At 50.0% G+C, this 1,452-nt stretch carries 1 protein-coding gene; it reads right to left on the bottom strand.

Going from position 1 to position 1,452, the window contains the following annotated elements; all coding sequences use genetic code 11:
- Positions 1 to 198 precede the first annotated feature (198 nt).
- Positions 199 to 1,452: pepsin-like aspartyl protease (locus tag KDK14_RS03155; RefSeq protein WP_257263569.1), on the bottom strand; the 1,254-nt coding region annotated here is incomplete at its 5' end.

Here is a 1,452-nt window from a genome sequence, read left to right as displayed (position 1 = left end):
TTAGTAAATAGAACCACTATTCACTAAAAATTTCCGACTTTTTATCCTCAATTTTCTGCCATCCTCTCTACGGGGACGCCCAGTCGGGCGCTATTCTCGTGCAGCCTCCTGGTAGCTAACTATATGAAATCATATATTTCTGGCTACTTATTGAGTGAACCAAAAACCGCTGCCTGTTAGCGGACAGCGGTTTTTTACTTACTGCTGAACGGGTCCTGAAGTGTTCACATGATCAGATGCAAAGAGTTTTCTCAGCACTTTGGGTGCCCCCAGACTTTCAGCCAGCTGAGCAAAAGCTATCCGGCTGTCTGTCTTGTCAAACACAACATAGAATCCCCGCATAAAGGCATCCCCGAAAATCCAGAAGTCCTGGTTTCCGGGAGCCAGTCCGGCAGTACACTGTTCCTGCCCCCACCAGTCGACCTGTTTCACCACGTAAAACTCGGGGGGGACGGTATAGCTGTTACCATCAATAGTGAAAACCAGGTTTGGCTGTTCATTAAGGTTCGAGCAATCCGGATTAATATTCAGGGCGTTCTGGATACTGGCAATATCATTGGCTGGCCCAACGATCAAAGAGGTACCTGAGTCGACAATGGCCCGGCACTGACCCTCAGACTGGCAGGTCAGGGGAATGCTGTCGTTATTAACGGCAATGCCGTCAAAGGCAATGTTGTAGTAAGCATCCACAGGGCCTCCTGTGGCAAGCGATTGCAGGGGGTGCCAGGTGATATCCCCCTGGTAATAGTCCGGGTCCGGTTCACCAATAATCAGGCGGCCACTACCATTGGCTGGCGTGTTGGATAGATAAAATGAGAAAATGGCTTTTGGGATCAGCCCCTGTGCTACCGCATTATCCATCCAGGGTGTGACCTGATCACTGGCGATGGACTGGTAGGCAAGGCCAAAAATGCCATCAAATGGGGCGTTTTGAAAGTCGTCGGACAGTTGGCTGGCCAGACCGATGCCCTGGTTGCTGACAGTGATACCGCCAAAGGTGACAGTATCATAGCCTACATAACCCTGCATGCTGCCAGTTCCATACTGAATTGAGAGTTCCTGGTCATAGGTGGAGAAAGTGTTGCTGAGGTTTGGATTGAATTTTTCCTTGCCCTGGCAGCCCGGTGAATAACAATTACTTTCGGGCGCCCAGATATTGCTGGAGCCGGTATCCAGCACCCCAGTGAACTGTTGCTGTTGGGCTCCCATGGTGAAAGTGCCGAAGTACTGGGTGTTCTGTTTGTCAGTAAGGGCTACTTTACCTTTTTCCGGTGTTTGTGTGATCAATTCACTGCTTTTGAGTTGCTGTTTCACAGGAGGTTCTTGAACCTGAATATAGACTCTTGTTCCTCCCGAAAGGGCCTGCTGGTCGCAAATCGACCTTTCCGATACATCCCCTTGAGTCGTTAAGGCCTGAGCGAGAAGGACAGGCGGAATTGCGGCGAATAGAAA

The organism is Endozoicomonas sp. ONNA2, from assembly GCF_024606365.1.
In the GTDB taxonomy this organism is placed as follows: domain Bacteria; phylum Pseudomonadota; class Gammaproteobacteria; order Pseudomonadales; family Endozoicomonadaceae; genus Endozoicomonas.
The sequence above is the reverse complement of the archived record's forward strand: the minus strand, read 5'-3'. Positions and strand labels throughout refer to the sequence as shown.